15 protein-coding genes are annotated in these 15,587 nt (G+C 61.5%); 10 read left to right on the top strand and 5 right to left on the bottom strand.

The genetic code is table 11. The features are described from left to right. Positions 1-3: 3 nt before the first annotated feature. Positions 4-1,383 carry a dihydrolipoyl dehydrogenase gene (gene lpdA, locus L8I05_RS03960; protein ID WP_242167276.1) on the top strand — a complete coding sequence of 460 codons (1,380 nt, stop codon included), beginning with the start codon at positions 4-6 and terminating at the stop codon, positions 1,381-1,383. 224 nt (positions 1,384-1,607) lie between these two features. Further along, positions 1,608-2,627, top strand: a complete 1,020-nt coding sequence (locus tag L8I05_RS03955) for a branched-chain amino acid aminotransferase (RefSeq protein WP_177018466.1) — start codon at positions 1,608-1,610, stop codon at positions 2,625-2,627. Positions 2,628-2,763: 136 nt separating this feature from the next. Here L8I05_RS03955 and L8I05_RS03950 read toward each other — a convergent pair whose 3' ends face one another. Further along, a complete protein-coding gene (locus L8I05_RS03950) occupies positions 2,764-3,657 on the bottom strand; it encodes a GNAT family acetyltransferase (protein WP_242167275.1) in 894 nt (297 codons plus the stop codon). A gap of 288 nt (positions 3,658-3,945) precedes the next feature. Here L8I05_RS03950 and L8I05_RS03945 point away from each other — a divergent pair, with 288 nt between their 5' ends. The 7 genes from L8I05_RS03945 (at position 3,946) to L8I05_RS03915 (ending at position 9,855) form a co-directional block, all read left to right on the top strand. Then, a complete protein-coding gene (locus L8I05_RS03945) occupies positions 3,946-4,872 on the top strand; it encodes an arginine deiminase-related protein (protein ID WP_242167274.1) in 927 nt (308 codons plus the stop codon). A gap of 11 nt (positions 4,873-4,883) precedes the next feature. Continuing rightward, positions 4,884-5,930: an ornithine cyclodeaminase gene (locus tag L8I05_RS03940; protein WP_242167273.1), complete on the top strand. Its 1,047-nt coding sequence runs from the start codon at positions 4,884-4,886 to the stop codon at positions 5,928-5,930. 255 nt (positions 5,931-6,185) lie between these two features. Further along, positions 6,186-6,965: an ABC transporter substrate-binding protein gene (locus L8I05_RS03935; RefSeq protein WP_197627575.1), complete on the top strand. Its 780-nt coding sequence runs from the start codon at positions 6,186-6,188 to the stop codon at positions 6,963-6,965. A 133-nt stretch (positions 6,966-7,098) separates the two neighbouring features. Next, on the top strand, positions 7,099-7,800 hold the full coding sequence (locus L8I05_RS03930; RefSeq protein WP_159957851.1) for an ABC transporter permease: 702 nt from the start codon (positions 7,099-7,101) through the stop codon (positions 7,798-7,800). Then, complete coding sequence (locus L8I05_RS03925; protein WP_242167272.1) at positions 7,797-8,510, top strand: ABC transporter permease; 714 nt, start codon at positions 7,797-7,799, stop codon at positions 8,508-8,510. The genes L8I05_RS03930 and L8I05_RS03925 overlap by 4 nt, the downstream gene beginning before the upstream one ends. A 3-nt stretch (positions 8,511-8,513) precedes the next feature. Then, positions 8,514-9,353 (top strand): ATP-binding cassette domain-containing protein, encoded by an 840-nt coding sequence (locus L8I05_RS03920; RefSeq protein WP_242167271.1) that lies wholly within the window; start codon positions 8,514-8,516, stop codon positions 9,351-9,353. A gap of 4 nt (positions 9,354-9,357) precedes the next feature. Beyond that, a complete protein-coding gene (locus tag L8I05_RS03915) occupies positions 9,358-9,855 on the top strand; it encodes an Lrp/AsnC family transcriptional regulator (protein ID WP_242167270.1) in 498 nt (165 codons plus the stop codon). Between the two features lie 196 nt (positions 9,856-10,051). Here L8I05_RS03915 and L8I05_RS03910 read toward each other — a convergent pair whose 3' ends face one another. The 4 genes from L8I05_RS03910 to L8I05_RS03895 all read right to left on the bottom strand — a co-directional run bounded on the left by L8I05_RS03910 (position 10,052) and on the right by L8I05_RS03895 (position 14,157). Continuing rightward, positions 10,052-10,933: a TIGR03915 family putative DNA repair protein gene (locus L8I05_RS03910; protein ID WP_242167269.1), complete on the bottom strand. Its 882-nt coding sequence runs from the start codon at positions 10,931-10,933 to the stop codon at positions 10,052-10,054. Then, positions 10,930-12,150 carry a putative DNA modification/repair radical SAM protein gene (locus tag L8I05_RS03905; RefSeq protein WP_242167268.1) on the bottom strand — a complete coding sequence of 407 codons (1,221 nt, stop codon included), beginning with the start codon at positions 12,148-12,150 and terminating at the stop codon, positions 10,930-10,932. The genes L8I05_RS03910 and L8I05_RS03905 overlap by 4 nt, the downstream gene beginning before the upstream one ends. A 66-nt stretch (positions 12,151-12,216) precedes the next feature. Further along, positions 12,217-13,554, bottom strand: coding sequence for a SidA/IucD/PvdA family monooxygenase (locus L8I05_RS03900; protein WP_159957859.1), 1,338 nt, complete (start codon positions 13,552-13,554; stop codon positions 12,217-12,219). A gap of 120 nt (positions 13,555-13,674) precedes the next feature. Then, positions 13,675-14,157, bottom strand: a complete 483-nt coding sequence (locus L8I05_RS03895; protein WP_277931620.1) for a sigma-70 family RNA polymerase sigma factor — start codon at positions 14,155-14,157, stop codon at positions 13,675-13,677. Positions 14,158-14,413: 256 nt separating this feature from the next. Between L8I05_RS03895 and L8I05_RS03890 the strand changes: the two genes are divergently transcribed. Continuing rightward, positions 14,414-15,586 carry an efflux RND transporter periplasmic adaptor subunit gene (locus L8I05_RS03890; protein WP_242167267.1) on the top strand — a complete coding sequence of 391 codons (1,173 nt, stop codon included), beginning with the start codon at positions 14,414-14,416 and terminating at the stop codon, positions 15,584-15,586. Position 15,587: the final 1 nt, after the last annotated feature.

Raw genomic sequence — 15,587 nt, 5'->3', positions numbered from 1 at the left:
GGCATGTCTGAGACATTGAACACCACACTGCTGATTATCGGCGGTGGCCCTGGCGGTTACGTGGCGGCCATTCGCGCCGGCCAGTTGGGCATCCCGACCATTCTGGTCGAAGGCCAGGCATTGGGCGGCACCTGCTTGAATATCGGCTGCATACCCTCCAAAGCCTTGATCCACGTGGCCGAGCAGTTCCAGCAAACCGTGCACCACAGCCAGGGCTCGCAGTTGGGCATCGAAGTGGATGTGCCGACGCTGGACATTCGCAAAAGCGTGGAATGGAAAGACGGCATCGTCGACCGCCTGACCACCGGCGTTGCCGCGCTGTTGAAGAAGCACAAAGTGCAAGTGATCCACGGGTGGGCCAAGGTGGTCGACGGCAAGACGGTTGAGGTTGGCGACCAGCGTATCCAGTGCGAGCACCTGTTGCTGGCCACCGGTTCGAAAAGCGTCAACCTGCCGATGTTGCCGATTGGCGGGCCGATCATCTCCTCGACCGAAGCGCTGGCGCCCACCCGTGTGCCCAAGCGCCTGATTGTCGTCGGCGGCGGCTATATTGGCCTGGAGCTGGGCATTGCTTATCGCAAGCTCGGCGCCGAGGTCAGTGTGGTCGAGGCGCAGGAACATATCCTGCCCGCCTACGACGCCGAGCTGACATTGCCGGTGGCCGAATCCCTCAAGCAATTGGGCGTAAAGCTGTACCTCAAGCACAGCGTCACTGGCTTCGAAAACAACTGCCTGCAAGTGCGCGAACCGAATGGCGACACCTTGTCGCTGGAAACCGATCAAGTGCTGGTGGCCGTAGGCCGCAAACCCAACACCCAGGGCTGGAACCTCGAAGCACTGAACCTGGACATGAACGGTTCGGCGATCAAGATCGACAACCGTTGCCAGACCAGCATGCGCAATGTGTACGCTATTGGTGACCTGAGTGGCGAGCCGATGCTGGCGCACCGGGCCATGGCCCAGGGCGAGATGGTTGCCGAACTGATCAGCGGCAAGTCCCGCGAATTCAACCCGGCAGCGATCCCGGCGGTGTGCTTTACCGACCCGGAACTGGTGGTGGTCGGCAAGACCCCGGACGAAGCCAAGGCTGCCGGCCTGGACTGCATCGTGTCGAGCTTCCCATTCGCGGCCAATGGCCGGGCGATGACCCTGGAGTCGAAAACCGGCTTCGTGCGCGTGGTGGCGCGGCGTGACAACCACCTGATCGTCGGCTGGCAAGCGGTGGGCGTTGGCGTGTCCGAGCTGTCCACGGCCTTCGGCCTGAGCCTGGAAATGGGCTCGCGCCTGGAAGACGTGGCCGGCACCATCCACGCCCATCCGACGCTCGGCGAAGCGGTACAGGAAGCCGCTTTAAGAGCTTTGGGCCACGCGCTGCACCTGTAAAACCGCGGTGAGGCCATCGCAGGCAAGCCAGCTCCCACAGGGGAATGCATTGCAAATGTGGGAGCTGGCTTGCCTGCGATAGCGGCGGATCAGCCAACGCACATGCCGAATGGCCCGCCCACCCGCTCCCACACCGGCCAAGAATGAAGTATTGTTGCGCCCATCCAGAAAAAAACCGACAAGCCTGCCTTCGACCAGGCGGTTGACCAGAGATAGAGGGTGTCATGGGTAACGAAAGCATCAATTGGGACAAGCTGGGTTTTGACTACATCAAGACCGACAAGCGGTTTCTCCAAGTCTGGAAAAACGGCGAATGGCAAGCAGGCACCCTGACCGACGACAACGTGCTGCACATCAGCGAGGGCTCGACTGCCCTGCACTATGGCCAGCAATGCTTTGAAGGCCTCAAGGCCTACCGTTGCAAAGACGGTTCGATCAACCTGTTCCGCCCGGACCAGAACGCCGCACGCATGCAGCGCAGCTGTGCACGCCTGCTGATGCCGCACGTGTCGACCGAAGACTTCATCGACGCCTGCAAACAAGTGGTCAAGGCCAACGAGCGGTTTATCCCGCCATACGGCAGCGGCGGCGCCCTGTACCTGCGCCCGTTCGTGATCGGCACCGGTGACAACATCGGCGTGCGGACCGCGCCGGAGTTCATCTTCTCGGTCTTCGCCATCCCGGTCGGCGCCTACTTCAAAGGCGGCCTGGTGCCCCACAACTTCCAGATTTCCACCTTCGACCGCGCCGCGCCACAAGGCACCGGGGCCGCCAAGGTCGGTGGCAACTACGCCGCCAGCCTGATGCCGGGTGCCGAAGCGAAGAAATCCGGCTTCGCCGACGCGATCTACCTGGACCCGATGACCCATTCGAAAATCGAAGAAGTCGGTTCGGCCAACTTCTTCGGTATCACCCACGACAACCAGTTCATCACGCCGAAGTCGCCTTCGGTGCTGCCAGGCATCACCCGCCTGTCGCTGATCGAACTGGCCCAGTCGCGCCTGGGCCTGAAAGTAGTCGAGGGCGAAGTGTTCATCGACAAACTGGATCAGTTCAAGGAAGCCGGTGCCTGCGGCACGGCTGCCGTGATCTCGCCGATCGGCGGCATCCAGTACAACGGCAAACTGCACGTATTCCACAGCGAAACCGAAGTCGGCCCGATCACCCAGGCGCTCTACAAAGAGCTGACCGGCGTGCAAACCGGCGACGTCGAAGCGCCGGAAGGCTGGATCGTCAAGGTCTAAACCCAAAAGCCAGCCACACCACAAAACCCATGTGGGAGCTGGCTTGCCTGCGATAGCGGTCTATCAGTGACTAAACAAGTTGACTGACCCACCGCCATCGCAGGCAAGCCAGCTCCCACAGTGGGTTTGAGTGTTCTCACACGTTTTTTGGGATATTCACACCAATCTTCTTCCCCATACTAATCCTCGGCTCCACCCCATACCCCAACGCCTCGTAAAACCCCACCACCGCGTCATTGCCGCCAGTTATCTGCAAATTGATCTTCATGCACCCCAGCGCCGTCAACGCCTGCTCGGCATGCCGCACCAACGACGCGCCCAAACCCTGCCGCCGATAATCGCTGTGCACCGCCACCGAATACAGCCAGCCACGGTGCCCGTCGTAGCCGGCGAGAATGCTGCCGACCACGGCTTTTTTATCCGTCGCCACAAAGAACAAGCCATCGTTGACCGCCAGTTTCTTATCAATCGCCAACGTCGGCAGGTTGTGCGCAGTGTCATAGCCAAACGCCTCCTGCCACAGGGCCACCACTTGCGCGCGGTGCTGACGGTCGCGGTACGGCCCAATGGGATGGCGAGATAACAACGCCTTCTCCATCACCAACGTGCGCTCGTTGCCGTGGTAGACATTGCGCACCGTGTGGAACCCCAGCTTGGTATAGAACGGCTCGGCCGTCAGCGAAGACGGCACGCTCAAGACCGTCACCCCGGCTTCGCGGGCACGCAATTCGATTTCGATCATCAACAGCCGCCCAATGCCCTGCCCTTGCAGCGCCGGGTTGACGAACACCGAGCGCACCACATTGCCGTCGAGTGCCGCAGTGGCGACGATCACCTGCTCCTGAACCGCCACCAGCACCACCCGCCGCTGGAGCAAAGCCAGCACAGCGTCAGGCGTAAAATTACGCGCGACCCGAGCAATCACCTCCGCCGGGTAATCCCGCGCATTACTGCTGTGCAAGGCAGCCAGGATGACCTGGCTGATCCCTTCGGCATCGGTGGTTTGGGCAAGACGAACAGCGGTAGACATGCATTCTCCTTCCTGGCTCGGGTGTCACGACCGCCACCATACTAATGTGGGAGCTGGCTTGCCTGCGATAGCGGTCTGTCAGTCAGAACATTTAGTACTGACCTACCGCTATCGCAGGCAAGCCAGCTCCCACAGTTTGAGCGCATTTCAAGCCTCTCAGCCGATTCGGCTGCCCCACCCCACTTTTCAGCTTTCCCGGCTGAGCCGCCCCTCTGTTTCAGCCGGGATTCCCCCACCACAACGCACAAAATACCCCCACAGCTCAGCCCCCCATGGACCCGTGCACCCATGCAAACAACAAACACTGTCCTGATGATTCGCCCGGCGCGCTTTGCCTTCAACCCGGACACCGCGATCAACAACCGCTTCCAGCGCCCGCCCCTCGACCCACTCAGCGCGCAGCACAAAGCGCTGGAAGAATTCGACGGCTACGTCGACACCCTGCGCCAACACGGCGTCGAAGTGCTGGTGGTGCAGGACACTCCCGCGCCTCACACCCCCGACTCGATCTTCCCCAACAACTGGTGGAGCAGCCACGCCGACGGCAGCCTGGTGCTGTACCCGATGGAAGGCCAGAACCGACGCCTGGAGCGCGACAAAGGCGTGCTGCAAGTGCTCGAGCAGCGCTTTGCGATCCACCACACCATCGACCTCAGCCACCTCGAACAACAGAACATCTTCCTCGAAGGCACCGGCAGCATGGTGCTCGACCGCCAGCATCGCATCAGCTACGCCTGCCACTCCGGGCGCACCCACCAGGACGCCCTGCGCCAGTTCGCCGAACGCCTCGACTACAGACTCTGCGTGTTCCACGCCGTTGACCGCCACCACGCGCCGATCTACCACAGCAACGTGATGATGAGCGTCGGCCGCGACCTCTCGGTGGTGTGCCTGCAAGCCCTGCCCGACGCGAGCGAACGCCTGGGCCTGGAACGCTCACTGCGCGACACCGGCAAAGACATCCTCGCCCTCGACTTCAACCAGCTCGAAGCCTTCGCCGGCAACATGCTCGAAGTCCACGACCGCGACGGCCAGCCACTGCTGGTGATGTCCGCCAGCGCCTGGGGCGCCTTGCACCCAGCCCAGCGCCAACAGGTGGAACGCCACACGCGGCCGGTGGTGGTGAACATCGACAACATCGAACGCATCGGCGGCGGCAGTGCCCGCTGCATGTTGGCGGAAGTGCACCTGCCCGCCCGCCCCTCATTTCAATAAGGAGTCTTGCCATGACCCGTTATATCGACGTCAACGATCTCAGCTACCTGGTCTCGCAAAAAGGCCTGCAAACCTGCATCACCGAAATGGCCGAATACATCCGCGCCGACTACCTGCGCTGGCAGGATTTCGAAAAATGCGCACGCCTGGCCAACCACTCGCCGGATGGCGTGATCGAGCTGATGCCGGTGTCCGACGCTTCGCTGTACGCGTTCAAATATGTGAATGGCCACCCCAAGAACACCCTGGCCGGCATGCTCACGGTGATGGCCTTCGGCGCGCTGGGCGACGTGGATACCGGCAAACCGGTATTGCTGGCGGAAATGACCCTGACCACGGCCATCCGCACCGCCGCCACCTCGGCGTTGGTGGCTCGTTACCTGGCGCGCGACAACAGCCGCAGCATGGCGCTGATCGGCAACGGCTCGCAAAGTGAGTTCCAGGCCCTGGCCTTCCATGCCATGCTCGGCATCACCGAAATCCGCCTGTTCGACATCGACGTCAAGGCCACCGCCAAACTGGCCGCCAACCTCAAGGCCTTCCCGGCAATCACAGTGATCCTGGCCGGCAGCGTTGCCGAAGCGGTGAAAGGCGCGGACATCGTCACCACCGTGACGGCCGACAAGGCCTACGCGACCATCCTCACCGACGACATGATCGAACCCGGCATGCACCTGAACGCCGTGGGCGGCGACTGCCCCGGCAAGACCGAGCTGGACCGACGTATCGTCGAACGCGCCCGCGTGATCGTCGAGTACGAACCGCAAAGCCGCATCGAGGGCGAAATCCAGCACATGCCGGAAGATTCGCCGGTCACCGAGCTGTGGCAGGTCATCAATGGCCAGAAGCCCGGCCGCGAAAACGCACGCCAAGTCACGCTGTTCGACTCGGTGGGTTTTGCCATCGAAGATTATTCGGCACTGCGCTATGTGTTCGATGTGGCCAACGCGTTGGATGTGGGCAGCACACTCGAACTGGTGCCAGACCTGGCCGACCCGAAAGACCTGTTTGCACGCTTGGCCCAACAGCCGCGCGTACAGCAGAAAAAGCGCGCCTGAGACCGCTCTGGCCTGCCGCTTTGCGCCCAGGGCAGGCCTGAACCTCACCGGTGAAAAGCCGATTTAGCGCGTGCGGCAGCCGATTCCGCTGCATTGCGCTTTTTAACAGCGCAATTCGCGCTTTATGCACCGGGTAAACGACACAAAAAACGCACCACCATGAAGCATTCTGAGCCCGACCAAAGAGTCAGCAAATGAATGCACGCTGCACACTTTCACTGCCCTGACATCAATTACAAAATATAGGGACGCCCCATGACTCCACTGCGATCACTCCTCGCTGCATTGCTGTTGCCTCTGTGCGCCAGCGCCGCCCACGCCCAGGACTGGAAAGAAATCCGCTTCGGCGTATTCCCCGAATACCCGCCTTTCGAATCCGTGGCCGCCGACGGCAGCCTGCAAGGCTTTGATATCGAATTGGGCAATGCGATCTGCGCCAAGCTCGAAGTGAAATGCACCTGGGTGCACAACGAATTCGACGGCATGATCCCGGCCCTGCGCGCACGCAAGTTCGACGCGATCATGTCGTCCATGGCCGTGACGCCGGCGCGCGAAAAAGTCATCGACTTCACCGACCGCCTGTTCCTCAGCCCGACCTCGGTGATCACCCGCAAAAGCGCCGACTTCGGCGACACCCCCGAATCCCTGAAAGGCAAGCAGGTCGGCGTGCTGCAAGGTTCGCTGCAAGAAGCCTACGCGCGCGCGCACCTGGCCAAGCTCGGCGCGCAGATCAAGGCGTACCAGTCCCAGGAACAGAACTACGCCGACCTGCAAAACGGCCGCCTCGACGCCACCCTGACCGACAAGCTCGAAGCCCAGCTCAACTTCCTGTCCAAGCCTGAAGGCGCCGACTTCAAGACCGGCCCGGCCTTCAAGGACCCGACCCTGCCCCTGGACATCGCCATGGGCCTGCGCAAAAACGACGCAGACTTGCGCGCGCTGATCAACAAAGGCATCGCCGCCGTGCAGGCCGATGGCACCTACGCACAGATCCAGAAGAAGTACTTCGGCGATCAGGATATCTACAACGAGTAACGCCTCGTCCCCTGTGGGAGCTGGCTTGCCTGCGATAGCGGTGTATCAGACGCAGAGGTATTAGCTGACCCAACGTCATCGCAGGCAGGCCAGCTCCCACAGTAAATCTCTGCGCTCCATCGAGATCTTTCCCATGAACGAATTCCTCAACCTGCAAGGCTACGGCCCCATGCTCGCCCAGGGTGCCTGGATGACGGTCAAATTGGCGTTCCTGGCGCTGGCCCTGAGCCTCGCCTTGGGCCTGATTGCGGCCGGCGCCAAGCTCTCCAGCGTCAAATGGCTGCGGGTGCCCGCCACGCTGTACACCACGCTGATCCGCAGCGTGCCGGACCTGGTGCTGATCCTGCTGATTTTCTACAGCCTGCAACTGTGGCTGAACGACCTCAGCGAAGTGTTCGGCTGGGACTACTTCGAAATCGACCCGTTTACCGCCGGGGTGATCACCCTGGGGTTTATCTACGGTGCGTATTTCACCGAAAACTTTCGCGGCGCGATCCTCAGTGTGCCGGCCGGGCAGCTTGAGGCCGCCACCGCCTATGGCTTGAGCCGCTGGCAGCGCTTCCACCTGGTGCTGTTCCCACAGTTGATGCGCTTTGCGCTGCCGGGCCTGGGCAATAACTGGCTGGTGCTGCTCAAGTCCACTGCGCTGGTGTCGATCATCGGCCTGTCGGACCTGGTCAAGGCTGCGCAAAACGCCGGCAAGAGCACCAACGAGCCGCTGTACTTTCTGATCCTCGCCGGCGTGGTGTACCTGGTGATCACCACCCTCTCCAACCGTATCTTCAAGCGCCTCGAACGGCGCTATAACCTCGGCATCAAGGGGATGGCGCGATGATCGAACTGTTCCAGCAATACGGCCTGGCCTACCTGTTCAGCGATGGCGCCGGCTTGTCCGGGGTCGCCATGACGCTGTGGCTGTTTATCATCTCGGTGGTCCTGGGTTTTGTGCTGTCGATCCCACTGTCGCTGGCGCGCGTCTCGGAGCATTTCTGGCTGCGCTGGCCGGTGGAGGTCTACACCTACCTGTTTCGCGGCACGCCGCTGTATATCCAGTTGCTGATTTGCTACACCGGGCTGTACAGCCTGGAGGTGGTGCAGGACAACGCCCTGCTCAACCAGTTTTTCCGTAACGCGCTGAACTGCACCCTGCTGGCGTTTGTGCTCAACACCTGCGCCTACACCGTGGAAATCTTCGCCGGGGCGATCCGCACTATTCCCCATGGCGAAATCGAAGCGGCGCGCGCCTACGGCCTGCACGGTTGGCGGCTCAACCTGTTTGTGGTGGTGCCCGCTGCACTGCGCCGCGCGTTGCCGGCCTACAGCAACGAAATGATCCTGATGCTGCACGCCACCTCGCTGGCGTTCACCGCCACCGTCGCCGACATCCTCAAGGTGGCCCGCGATGCCAACGCCGAAACGTTCCTGACGTTCCAGGCCTTCGGCATCGCCGCCCTGCTGTACATGCTGCTGTCCTTTGCACTGGTGGGCCTGTTTCGACTGGCCGAACGTCGCTGGATGCGTTTTCTTGTTCCTACCCGAGGCTAACCCATGAATCAGTCCGCGCAGGCCCTGGCCACTTATCCCGCCGATGTACACCCCGCGCCGTCCGCCAAGGCGGTCACGGCAGCCGTCAAACTGCAGGTCGAAGGCATTCATAAACGCTACGGTGATCACGAAGTGCTCAAGGGCGTGTCCCTCAATGCGCGCCAGGGCGATGTGATCAGCCTGATCGGCGCCAGCGGCTCGGGCAAAAGCACCATGCTGCGTTGCATCAACTTTCTCGAGCAGCCGGACGCTGGAGTGATCACCCTCGACGGCATCAGCATCGAGATGCAGCAAGGCCGCGCCGGCACCCGCGCGCCGCACCAGGCGCAACTGCAGAACCTGCGCACGCGCCTGGCCATGGTGTTCCAGCACTTCAACCTGTGGAGCCACATGACCGTACTGGAAAACATCATCATGGCCCCGCGCCGCGTGCTGAATGTGAGCGCGGCAGAGGCAGAAAAACGTGCACGCATGTACCTGGACAAAGTCGGTTTGCCGGGCCGTGTGGCGGATCAATACCCGGCGTTTCTGTCCGGCGGCCAACAACAGCGCGTGGCCATCGCACGGGCGCTGGCGATGGAGCCGGAAATCATTTTGTTCGACGAACCGACCTCCGCGCTGGACCCGGAACTTGTAGGAGAAGTCCTAAAAGTCATACAGACGTTGGCCGAGGAAGGTCGTACCATGTTGATGGTCACCCACGAAATGGGCTTTGCCCGCCAGGTGTCCAGCCAAGTGCTGTTTTTGCATCAGGGCCGGGTCGAAGAACAAGGCGGCGCCGAGATCCTCGACCACCCCAGCAGCGAACGCTTGCAGCAATTTCTTTCCAACCGTTTGAAGTGAACTCATGGATACCAAGGCCAACGGACCCCATTCTTCCCCTGCGCTGGATCGCATCGATGAGGCCATCATCGACGTGTTGCGGCACCAGGGGCGTATCACCTACGAAAAGCTCTCGTCGCTGGTGCACCTGACGCCCAGGCCCTGCCTGGAGCGCGTGCGCAAGCTGGAGCGGCGCGGCGTGATTCGCGGGTACGGGGCGATCATCGATGTGCAGATGGTCTCGCCTGGGCTTTCGCTGCTGGTGCTGGTGGCCTTGTCCAATCAAAGCGGGCGCTCGGCGCAAAAGGCCTTTGAAGCCTGCGTCAAAGCCTGCCCGCAAGTGTTTGAATGCCAGCTGATCAGCGGGCCGTTTGATTACAGCCTGCGCATGCGCTGCCGGGACATGGAGCACTACCGCGTGCTGACGGAGACCTGGTTGAACAACGACGAGTTGCACATTGATAAATTGGTGGCGCATCCGGAGTTGGCAGTGGTGAAGAACACTGTGACTGAGTTGGCCTGATTTCTCAAACACAGAAGACAGATAGACAGATCGTTCCCACGCTCTGCGTGGGAATGCATCCTGTGACGCTCCGCGTCACGACCTCACAGCGGACGCGGAGCGTCCGGCGCAGCATTCCCACGCGGAGCGTGGGAACGATCATCAACAACACAAACCCCATGTGGGAGCTGGCTTGCCTGCGATGGCGGTTTATCAGTCAACTTTGATTTGACTGGCACACCGCTATCGCAGGCAAGCCAGCTCCCACATTGGCGGGGTGCATAATTCTCTTCCCAGGCCGAGCCCCAATCAGCTTCGCCTGCCCATCCTTCTGCTTCCCCGTGCGCGCCTCGCTGATCAACCCCGGAATCAACTTGCCCTCCGGCAGATTCTTCCAGAACCGGCTGGGCAAGTGCCCTTCCATCACCTTGGGGTTCAACCGCGCCGGGTTGAAGATGTGGCTGTAGTAGGTCAGCCACATGGCGCTGTGCGGGTCTTCGACATTTTGCGCCAGTTGCCGCCACGCCTCGGGGCACTCGCGCTGATGAATCAACTGCTCACCGTCGTAATAAACCCCGTCCAGGGGCGTGGCGATCATCCAGCGATGACGGCCCATGCGCCCGACGAAGTGCTGGCTGGCTGATTTCAGAATGTCATGGGCCGGCTCGTGCCACGCCACATACTCCGGCAGCTCAGGCCCCGCCTCTGCCGGCAACGCGATAAACCGCACAAAGGCATGCAGGTGATGGGCTTCGCGACTGACCTGCTTAATCCGCCGCTGCAACTCGCTGCCCAGCTTGTCGCCCGCAAGCATCGCGGTGCGGTCGCCATGGCTGACTCGCCACAACACCTCATATAACAGGCTCCAGCGCTGATCACCGTGGTAACAGGCGGCCGACTCCAGCAGCTCCAGCAGCGCCTTGGGAATTCGGGCCTGGAATGGGCCAAGCTGCTCAGGGATCGGCTCGTCGGTCGCAAACAGGTCCGCCACCTCGGCCTCACCCCAGCTCACCTGGCTGGGGTCGACCTGATGGCTGAGCAGCCAGCGCGCCTGTTCGCGCCAGGTGCTGAACAGGTTGTCGCATTCCAGGCTGATCATCCCCACAGCCCCATTTGTTGCGGCTGCGGGCGGTCGCGCAGTTGCTCGCGCAGCAACACGCTGGTGCTGTCGGCCTGTTGCGGGTGGTAGTCGCTGGTGATGAAAAACGGCTTGGCCTTGGCCAGCACGCAACGCATACGCGCGAGGTCTTCGAAACGGATCTTGCGTTCGCGACGCAGGTCGACCAGGCGCTGGGTAGTACGCAGGCCAATGCCGGGAATGCGTGCAATCAGGGTCGGTTCGGCGCGATTCAAGTCCAGCGGAAACACCTCGCGATGCTCCAGCGCCCAGGCCAGCTTGGGGTCGATATCCAGCGCCAGGTGGCCTGGGCCTTCAAACAGTTCGTTGGCGCTGAAACCGTAGCTGCGCAGCAAGAAATCCGCCTGATACAAACGGTGTTCGCGCATCAGCGGTGGCGCGGCCAGGGGCACGCTTTTCGGGCTGTTGGGGATGGGGCTGAACGCGGAGTAATACACGCGACGCAACTTGAAGTTGCCATACAACGCCTCGGCGCCGTGCAGGATGGTGCTGTCGTCGGTGTCATCGGCGCCGACGATCATCTGTGTACTCTGCCCGGCCGGGGCGAAACGCGGCGCGCTCGGCTCGTTGAGTACGGTTTGCTCACCGGTGTAGATGGTTTGCATGGCTTGCTTGATCGAGACGATCTGCTTCTCCGGCGCCAGGGTTTGCAGGCTGGCATCGGTGGGCAGTTCTATATTCACGCTGAGCCGGTCGGCGTAACGCCCGGCCTCGGCGATCAGCGCCGGGTCGGCTTCGGGAATGGTCTTGAGGTGGATATAGCCGCGAAAGTCATGCTCTTCGCGCAGCAGTTTGGCGACCCGGACCAACTGCTCCATGGTGTAGTCGGCCGAGCGGATGATGCCGGAACTGAGAAACAGCCCGCTGACGCAATTGCGCCGGTAGAAATCCAGGGTCAGGGTGACCACCTCCTCCGGGCTGAAACGCGCGCGGGGCACGTCGCTGGAACGGCGGTTGACGCAGTATTGGCAGTCGTAGAGGCAGAAGTTGGTCAGCAACACCTTGAGCAACGACACGCAACGGCCGTCCGGGGTGTAGCTGTGGCAGATGCCCATGCCATCGGTGGAGCCCAGCCCGGCCTTGCCTTCGGAGCTGCGCTTGGGCGCGCCACTGCTGGCGCAGGAAGCGTCGTACTTGGCGGCGTCGGCAAGGATGCTGAGTTTTTCGATCAACTGCATGAAGGGCTACCGATACTGGTTTTTTGTACAGTATCAGGCAGCCCTGCTTGTCACAAGTGCAGCTTGTCAGCTCGCGGTGGCGAGTAGCAAATCCTGCACCGAACGCGCTTTGCCCCGATGGCGATCGTTTTCATACAGCGACGCCGCAATCTCATCCGCGCGAATCGGCAGCACCGACAGCAGCGTATCGCTCAAACCATGGCTGGCCTGGCTGAACCCCTGGATATAGATCCCGGCCTTGCAGCGCTCGTCAGTGACGATGCGATAGTCGCGCGCCACCTCGAAGTCGCCCATATAGGCTTCCAGCGGCGCAAGCAGTTCGCGGTGCATCTGGCGCTCGTACCCGGTGGCCAGGATCACGGCGTCGTAATGGCTGACACTGGTTTCGCCGTTGGCGTTGTTGCGCAGCACCAGCTCGATGCCCAGCGGGCTGGCGCTGGCCTTCTCGACCACGGTCATGGTGCGGAAGGCCTGGCGGGCGACGCCGGAGACTTTCTGGCGGTAGAAAATCCCGTAGATTCGCTCGATCAGGTCCAGGTCCACCACCGAATAGTTGGTGTTCTGGTACTCGGCCACCAAACGTTCACGCTCGGCGCCGACTTGCTGGAATACCAGGTCGGTAAACGCCGGTGAAAACACTTCGTTGACGAACGGGCTGTCATCGGCCGGCTTCAGCGCCGAACCGCGCAGGATCATGTCGACCTGCACCGATGGGAAGCTGTCGTTCAAGTCGATAAAGGCTTCCGCCGCGCTTTGGCCGCCGCCGATGATCGCAATGCGCATCGCCTTGCCTTCAACACACGGCTGCTGGGCCATGCGCGCCAGGTATTGGGAGTGGTGGAACACCCGGCCGTCATCCCTGAGCGCCTTGAATGCCTCCGGCACGCGTGGCGTACCACCGGCACTGACCACCACCGAACGGGTGGTGCGCACATGCTGTTCGCCAGACGCATCACGGGAGATCACGCGCAACGCTTCAACCTGCTGCTGTTGCAGGATCGGCTCGATGGCCAGCACTTCCTCACCGTAGCGCGCCTGGGCCTGGAACTGCCCGGCGACCCAGCGCAAGTAGTCGTTGTACTCCATGCGGCACGGATAAAAGGTGCCCAGGTTGATGAAGTCCACCAGCCGGTCGTGGGCCTTGAGGTAATTGACGAAGGAATACGGGCTGGTGGGGTTGCGCAAGGTCACCAGGTCCTTGAGGAACGAAATCTGCAGTTCGCTCTGGGTCACCAGGGTATTGCCGTGCCAGCGGTAGTCGGCCTGCTTGTCGAGAAACAGCACATCGAGTTTGCCCTGGGCTTTTTCGCGCTCCTGCAGGGCGATGGCCAGCGCCAGGTTCGAAGGGCCGAAACCGATACCGATCAGGTCGTGAACCGCGGGCGAAGCAATTGCCTGTGTCATTCCAGTGTCCTCTGGATAAGCCCCTTGGCGGTGGGGCGGGAATACCTTTCAAGACCTGAACAACAGGTCATGTGTTGATAGGAAACGAGGACAGTGAAATAAAATTTAACTAATCAGTGATCAGTGCGCTTCCCACTCACGCATGCGCACCCGGCAATGCTTCATGGCGTTGACGATATGTTTTTCCACCACACTGCGGGAAATGCTCAGGCGTTCAGCGATTTGCGGGTGGGAAAGGCCATCGAGTTTGCGCAGCAGGAAGCTGTCGCGGCAGGCCGGCGGCAGCTCGGCCAGGGCGCGTTCGAGCATTTCCAGGCGCTGGTCCTGATCGTGGCTGGCATGCGGTGAACTGGGGGCGAAACGCTCTTCGCTGTCCAGCACCTCCAGGGGCTCGGAATGGCGCAGGGCGTTGCGCCGGTGGCCGTCGATCACCAGGTTCAGCGCCGTGCGATACAAAAACGCCCGCGGCTGTTCGATTGGCGTGTCGCTTGCGCGCTCCAGCACCCGGACATAAGCGTCATGCACCACATCCTCGGCTACCTGACGGTTGCCCAGCTTGGCGTTGAGGAAACACACCAGCTCGCGATAGTAGTTTTCCAACATGACTCCCGACCGCCTGGGGAAGCGGTATCAGATCCTTGAGTGCTAAAGAAGACAGGCCATCGGTGATGGCAGTTTGAGTGCGTGCAATTTATAGTAATTCTCATCTACTTTTAAAGAAGTCTTGCACCCACGCACGATTTTTTTTATTCGACAGAGCTGTTACGGCGTATGTAAACGCCTAAATCTTCGGGCAATTTTCTCGTATAACAGTCAGCCCTCCGCAACTGCGGCCCAAATTTCTGGCTGGAACCAACGCATGAAACGCCCTCGCCCCGCCCGACGCGCCCTGCTTGCTGTCGCGTGCCTGATCCCCATCCTTGCGGTGGCTGCCTGGCAACTGCTGCAGCCGGGGCGCGATAGCCTGCCGACTGTCACCGTAACGCGCGGTAACATAGAAAACAGCGTTACCGCATTGGGCACTCTGCAGCCGCGCCGGTACGTCGACGTAGGCGCCCAGGCGTCCGGGCAAATCCGCAAGATCCACGTAGAGGCCGGTGATCAGGTCAAGGAAGGCGACCTGCTGGTGGAAATCGACCCTGCCACACAGCAGGCCAAGCTCGACGCCAGCCGCTACGCCATCGAAAACCTCCAGGCGCAGTTGCAGGAACAGAAAGCCCAGCACGAACTGGCCCGTCAGAAGTACCAGCGCCAGCAGCGCCTGGTCGCCGGCAACGCCACCCGCGAAGAAGACGTACAAACCGCCAAGGCCGAGCTGAGTGCCACCCAGGCCCGCGTCAATATGTTCCAGGCGCAGATTCGCCAGGCCCAGGCCAGCCTGCGCAGTGACGAGGCAGAACTGGGTTACACCCGCATCTACGCGCCCATGAGCGGCACCGTGGTGGCAGTGGACGCACGGGTCGGCCAGACCCTCAACGCCCAGCAACAGACGCCGCTGATCCTGCGCATCGCCAAGTTGTCGCCGATGACTGTGTGGGCCGAGGTTTCCGAGGCCGACATCAGCCATGTCAAACCGGGCATGACCGCCTATTTCACCACCCTCGCCGGTGGCAGCCGGCGCTGGACCAGCACCGTGCGCCAGATCCTGCCGATTCCGCCCAAACCGCTGAATGAAACCAGCCAGGGCAATGGCAGCCCCAGCAGTACAAGCAAAACCGGCAGCGGCCGCGTGGTGCTGTACACCGTGCTGCTGGATGTCGACAACACCGACAACGCGCTGATGGCCGAAATGACTACCCAGGTATTTTTCGTCGCCAGCCAAGTCAAGGACGCCCTCACCGTTCCGGTCGCAGCCTTGATGGGCAGCGGAGGCCACGATAAACAGGTGGCCCGGGTTGTGGCCAAAAATGGCAGCGTCCAGGAACGTGAAGTACGCCTGGGGATCAGCGACCGCCTGCGGGTCGAAGTGCTGGACGGTCTCAACGAAGGCGATCACCTGCTGATCGGCCCAAACGACGGCAGCGGGGGTTGAT

It is taken from the genome of Pseudomonas sp. MONT-RG-20F-20-E-7-02 (genome assembly GCF_022662395.1).
In the GTDB taxonomy this organism is placed as follows: Bacteria; Pseudomonadota; Gammaproteobacteria; order Pseudomonadales; family Pseudomonadaceae; genus Aquipseudomonas.
Note: the sequence above shows the minus strand (reverse complement) of the source record. Positions and strands in the feature narration are given on the sequence as shown.

Excerpts from the sequence above, each read along its gene's own strand:
- L8I05_RS03955 (WP_177018466.1), top strand. The coding sequence starts at position 1,608 with ATGGGTAACGAAAGCATCAATTGGGACAAGCTGGGTTTTGACTACATC.
- L8I05_RS03935 (WP_197627575.1), top strand. The coding sequence starts at position 6,186 with ATGACTCCACTGCGATCACTCCTCGCTGCATTGCTGTTGCCTCTGTGC.
- L8I05_RS03945 (WP_242167274.1), top strand. The coding sequence starts at position 3,946 with ATGCAAACAACAAACACTGTCCTGATGATTCGCCCGGCGCGCTTTGCC.
- L8I05_RS03930 (WP_159957851.1), top strand. The coding sequence starts at position 7,099 with ATGAACGAATTCCTCAACCTGCAAGGCTACGGCCCCATGCTCGCCCAG.
- lpdA (WP_242167276.1), top strand. The coding sequence starts at position 4 with ATGTCTGAGACATTGAACACCACACTGCTGATTATCGGCGGTGGCCCT.
- L8I05_RS03890 (WP_242167267.1), top strand. The coding sequence starts at position 14,414 with ATGAAACGCCCTCGCCCCGCCCGACGCGCCCTGCTTGCTGTCGCGTGC.
- L8I05_RS03915 (WP_242167270.1), top strand. The coding sequence starts at position 9,358 with ATGGATACCAAGGCCAACGGACCCCATTCTTCCCCTGCGCTGGATCGC.
- L8I05_RS03940 (WP_242167273.1), top strand. The coding sequence starts at position 4,884 with ATGACCCGTTATATCGACGTCAACGATCTCAGCTACCTGGTCTCGCAA.
- L8I05_RS03910 (WP_242167269.1), bottom strand. The coding sequence starts at position 10,933 with ATGATCAGCCTGGAATGCGACAACCTGTTCAGCACCTGGCGCGAACAG.
- L8I05_RS03950 (WP_242167275.1), bottom strand. The coding sequence starts at position 3,657 with ATGTCTACCGCTGTTCGTCTTGCCCAAACCACCGATGCCGAAGGGATC.
- L8I05_RS03905 (WP_242167268.1), bottom strand. The coding sequence starts at position 12,150 with ATGCAGTTGATCGAAAAACTCAGCATCCTTGCCGACGCCGCCAAGTAC.
- L8I05_RS03895 (WP_277931620.1), bottom strand. The coding sequence starts at position 14,157 with ATGTTGGAAAACTACTATCGCGAGCTGGTGTGTTTCCTCAACGCCAAG.
- L8I05_RS03900 (WP_159957859.1), bottom strand. The coding sequence starts at position 13,554 with ATGACACAGGCAATTGCTTCGCCCGCGGTTCACGACCTGATCGGTATC.
- L8I05_RS03920 (WP_242167271.1), top strand. The coding sequence starts at position 8,514 with ATGAATCAGTCCGCGCAGGCCCTGGCCACTTATCCCGCCGATGTACAC.
- L8I05_RS03925 (WP_242167272.1), top strand. The coding sequence starts at position 7,797 with ATGATCGAACTGTTCCAGCAATACGGCCTGGCCTACCTGTTCAGCGAT.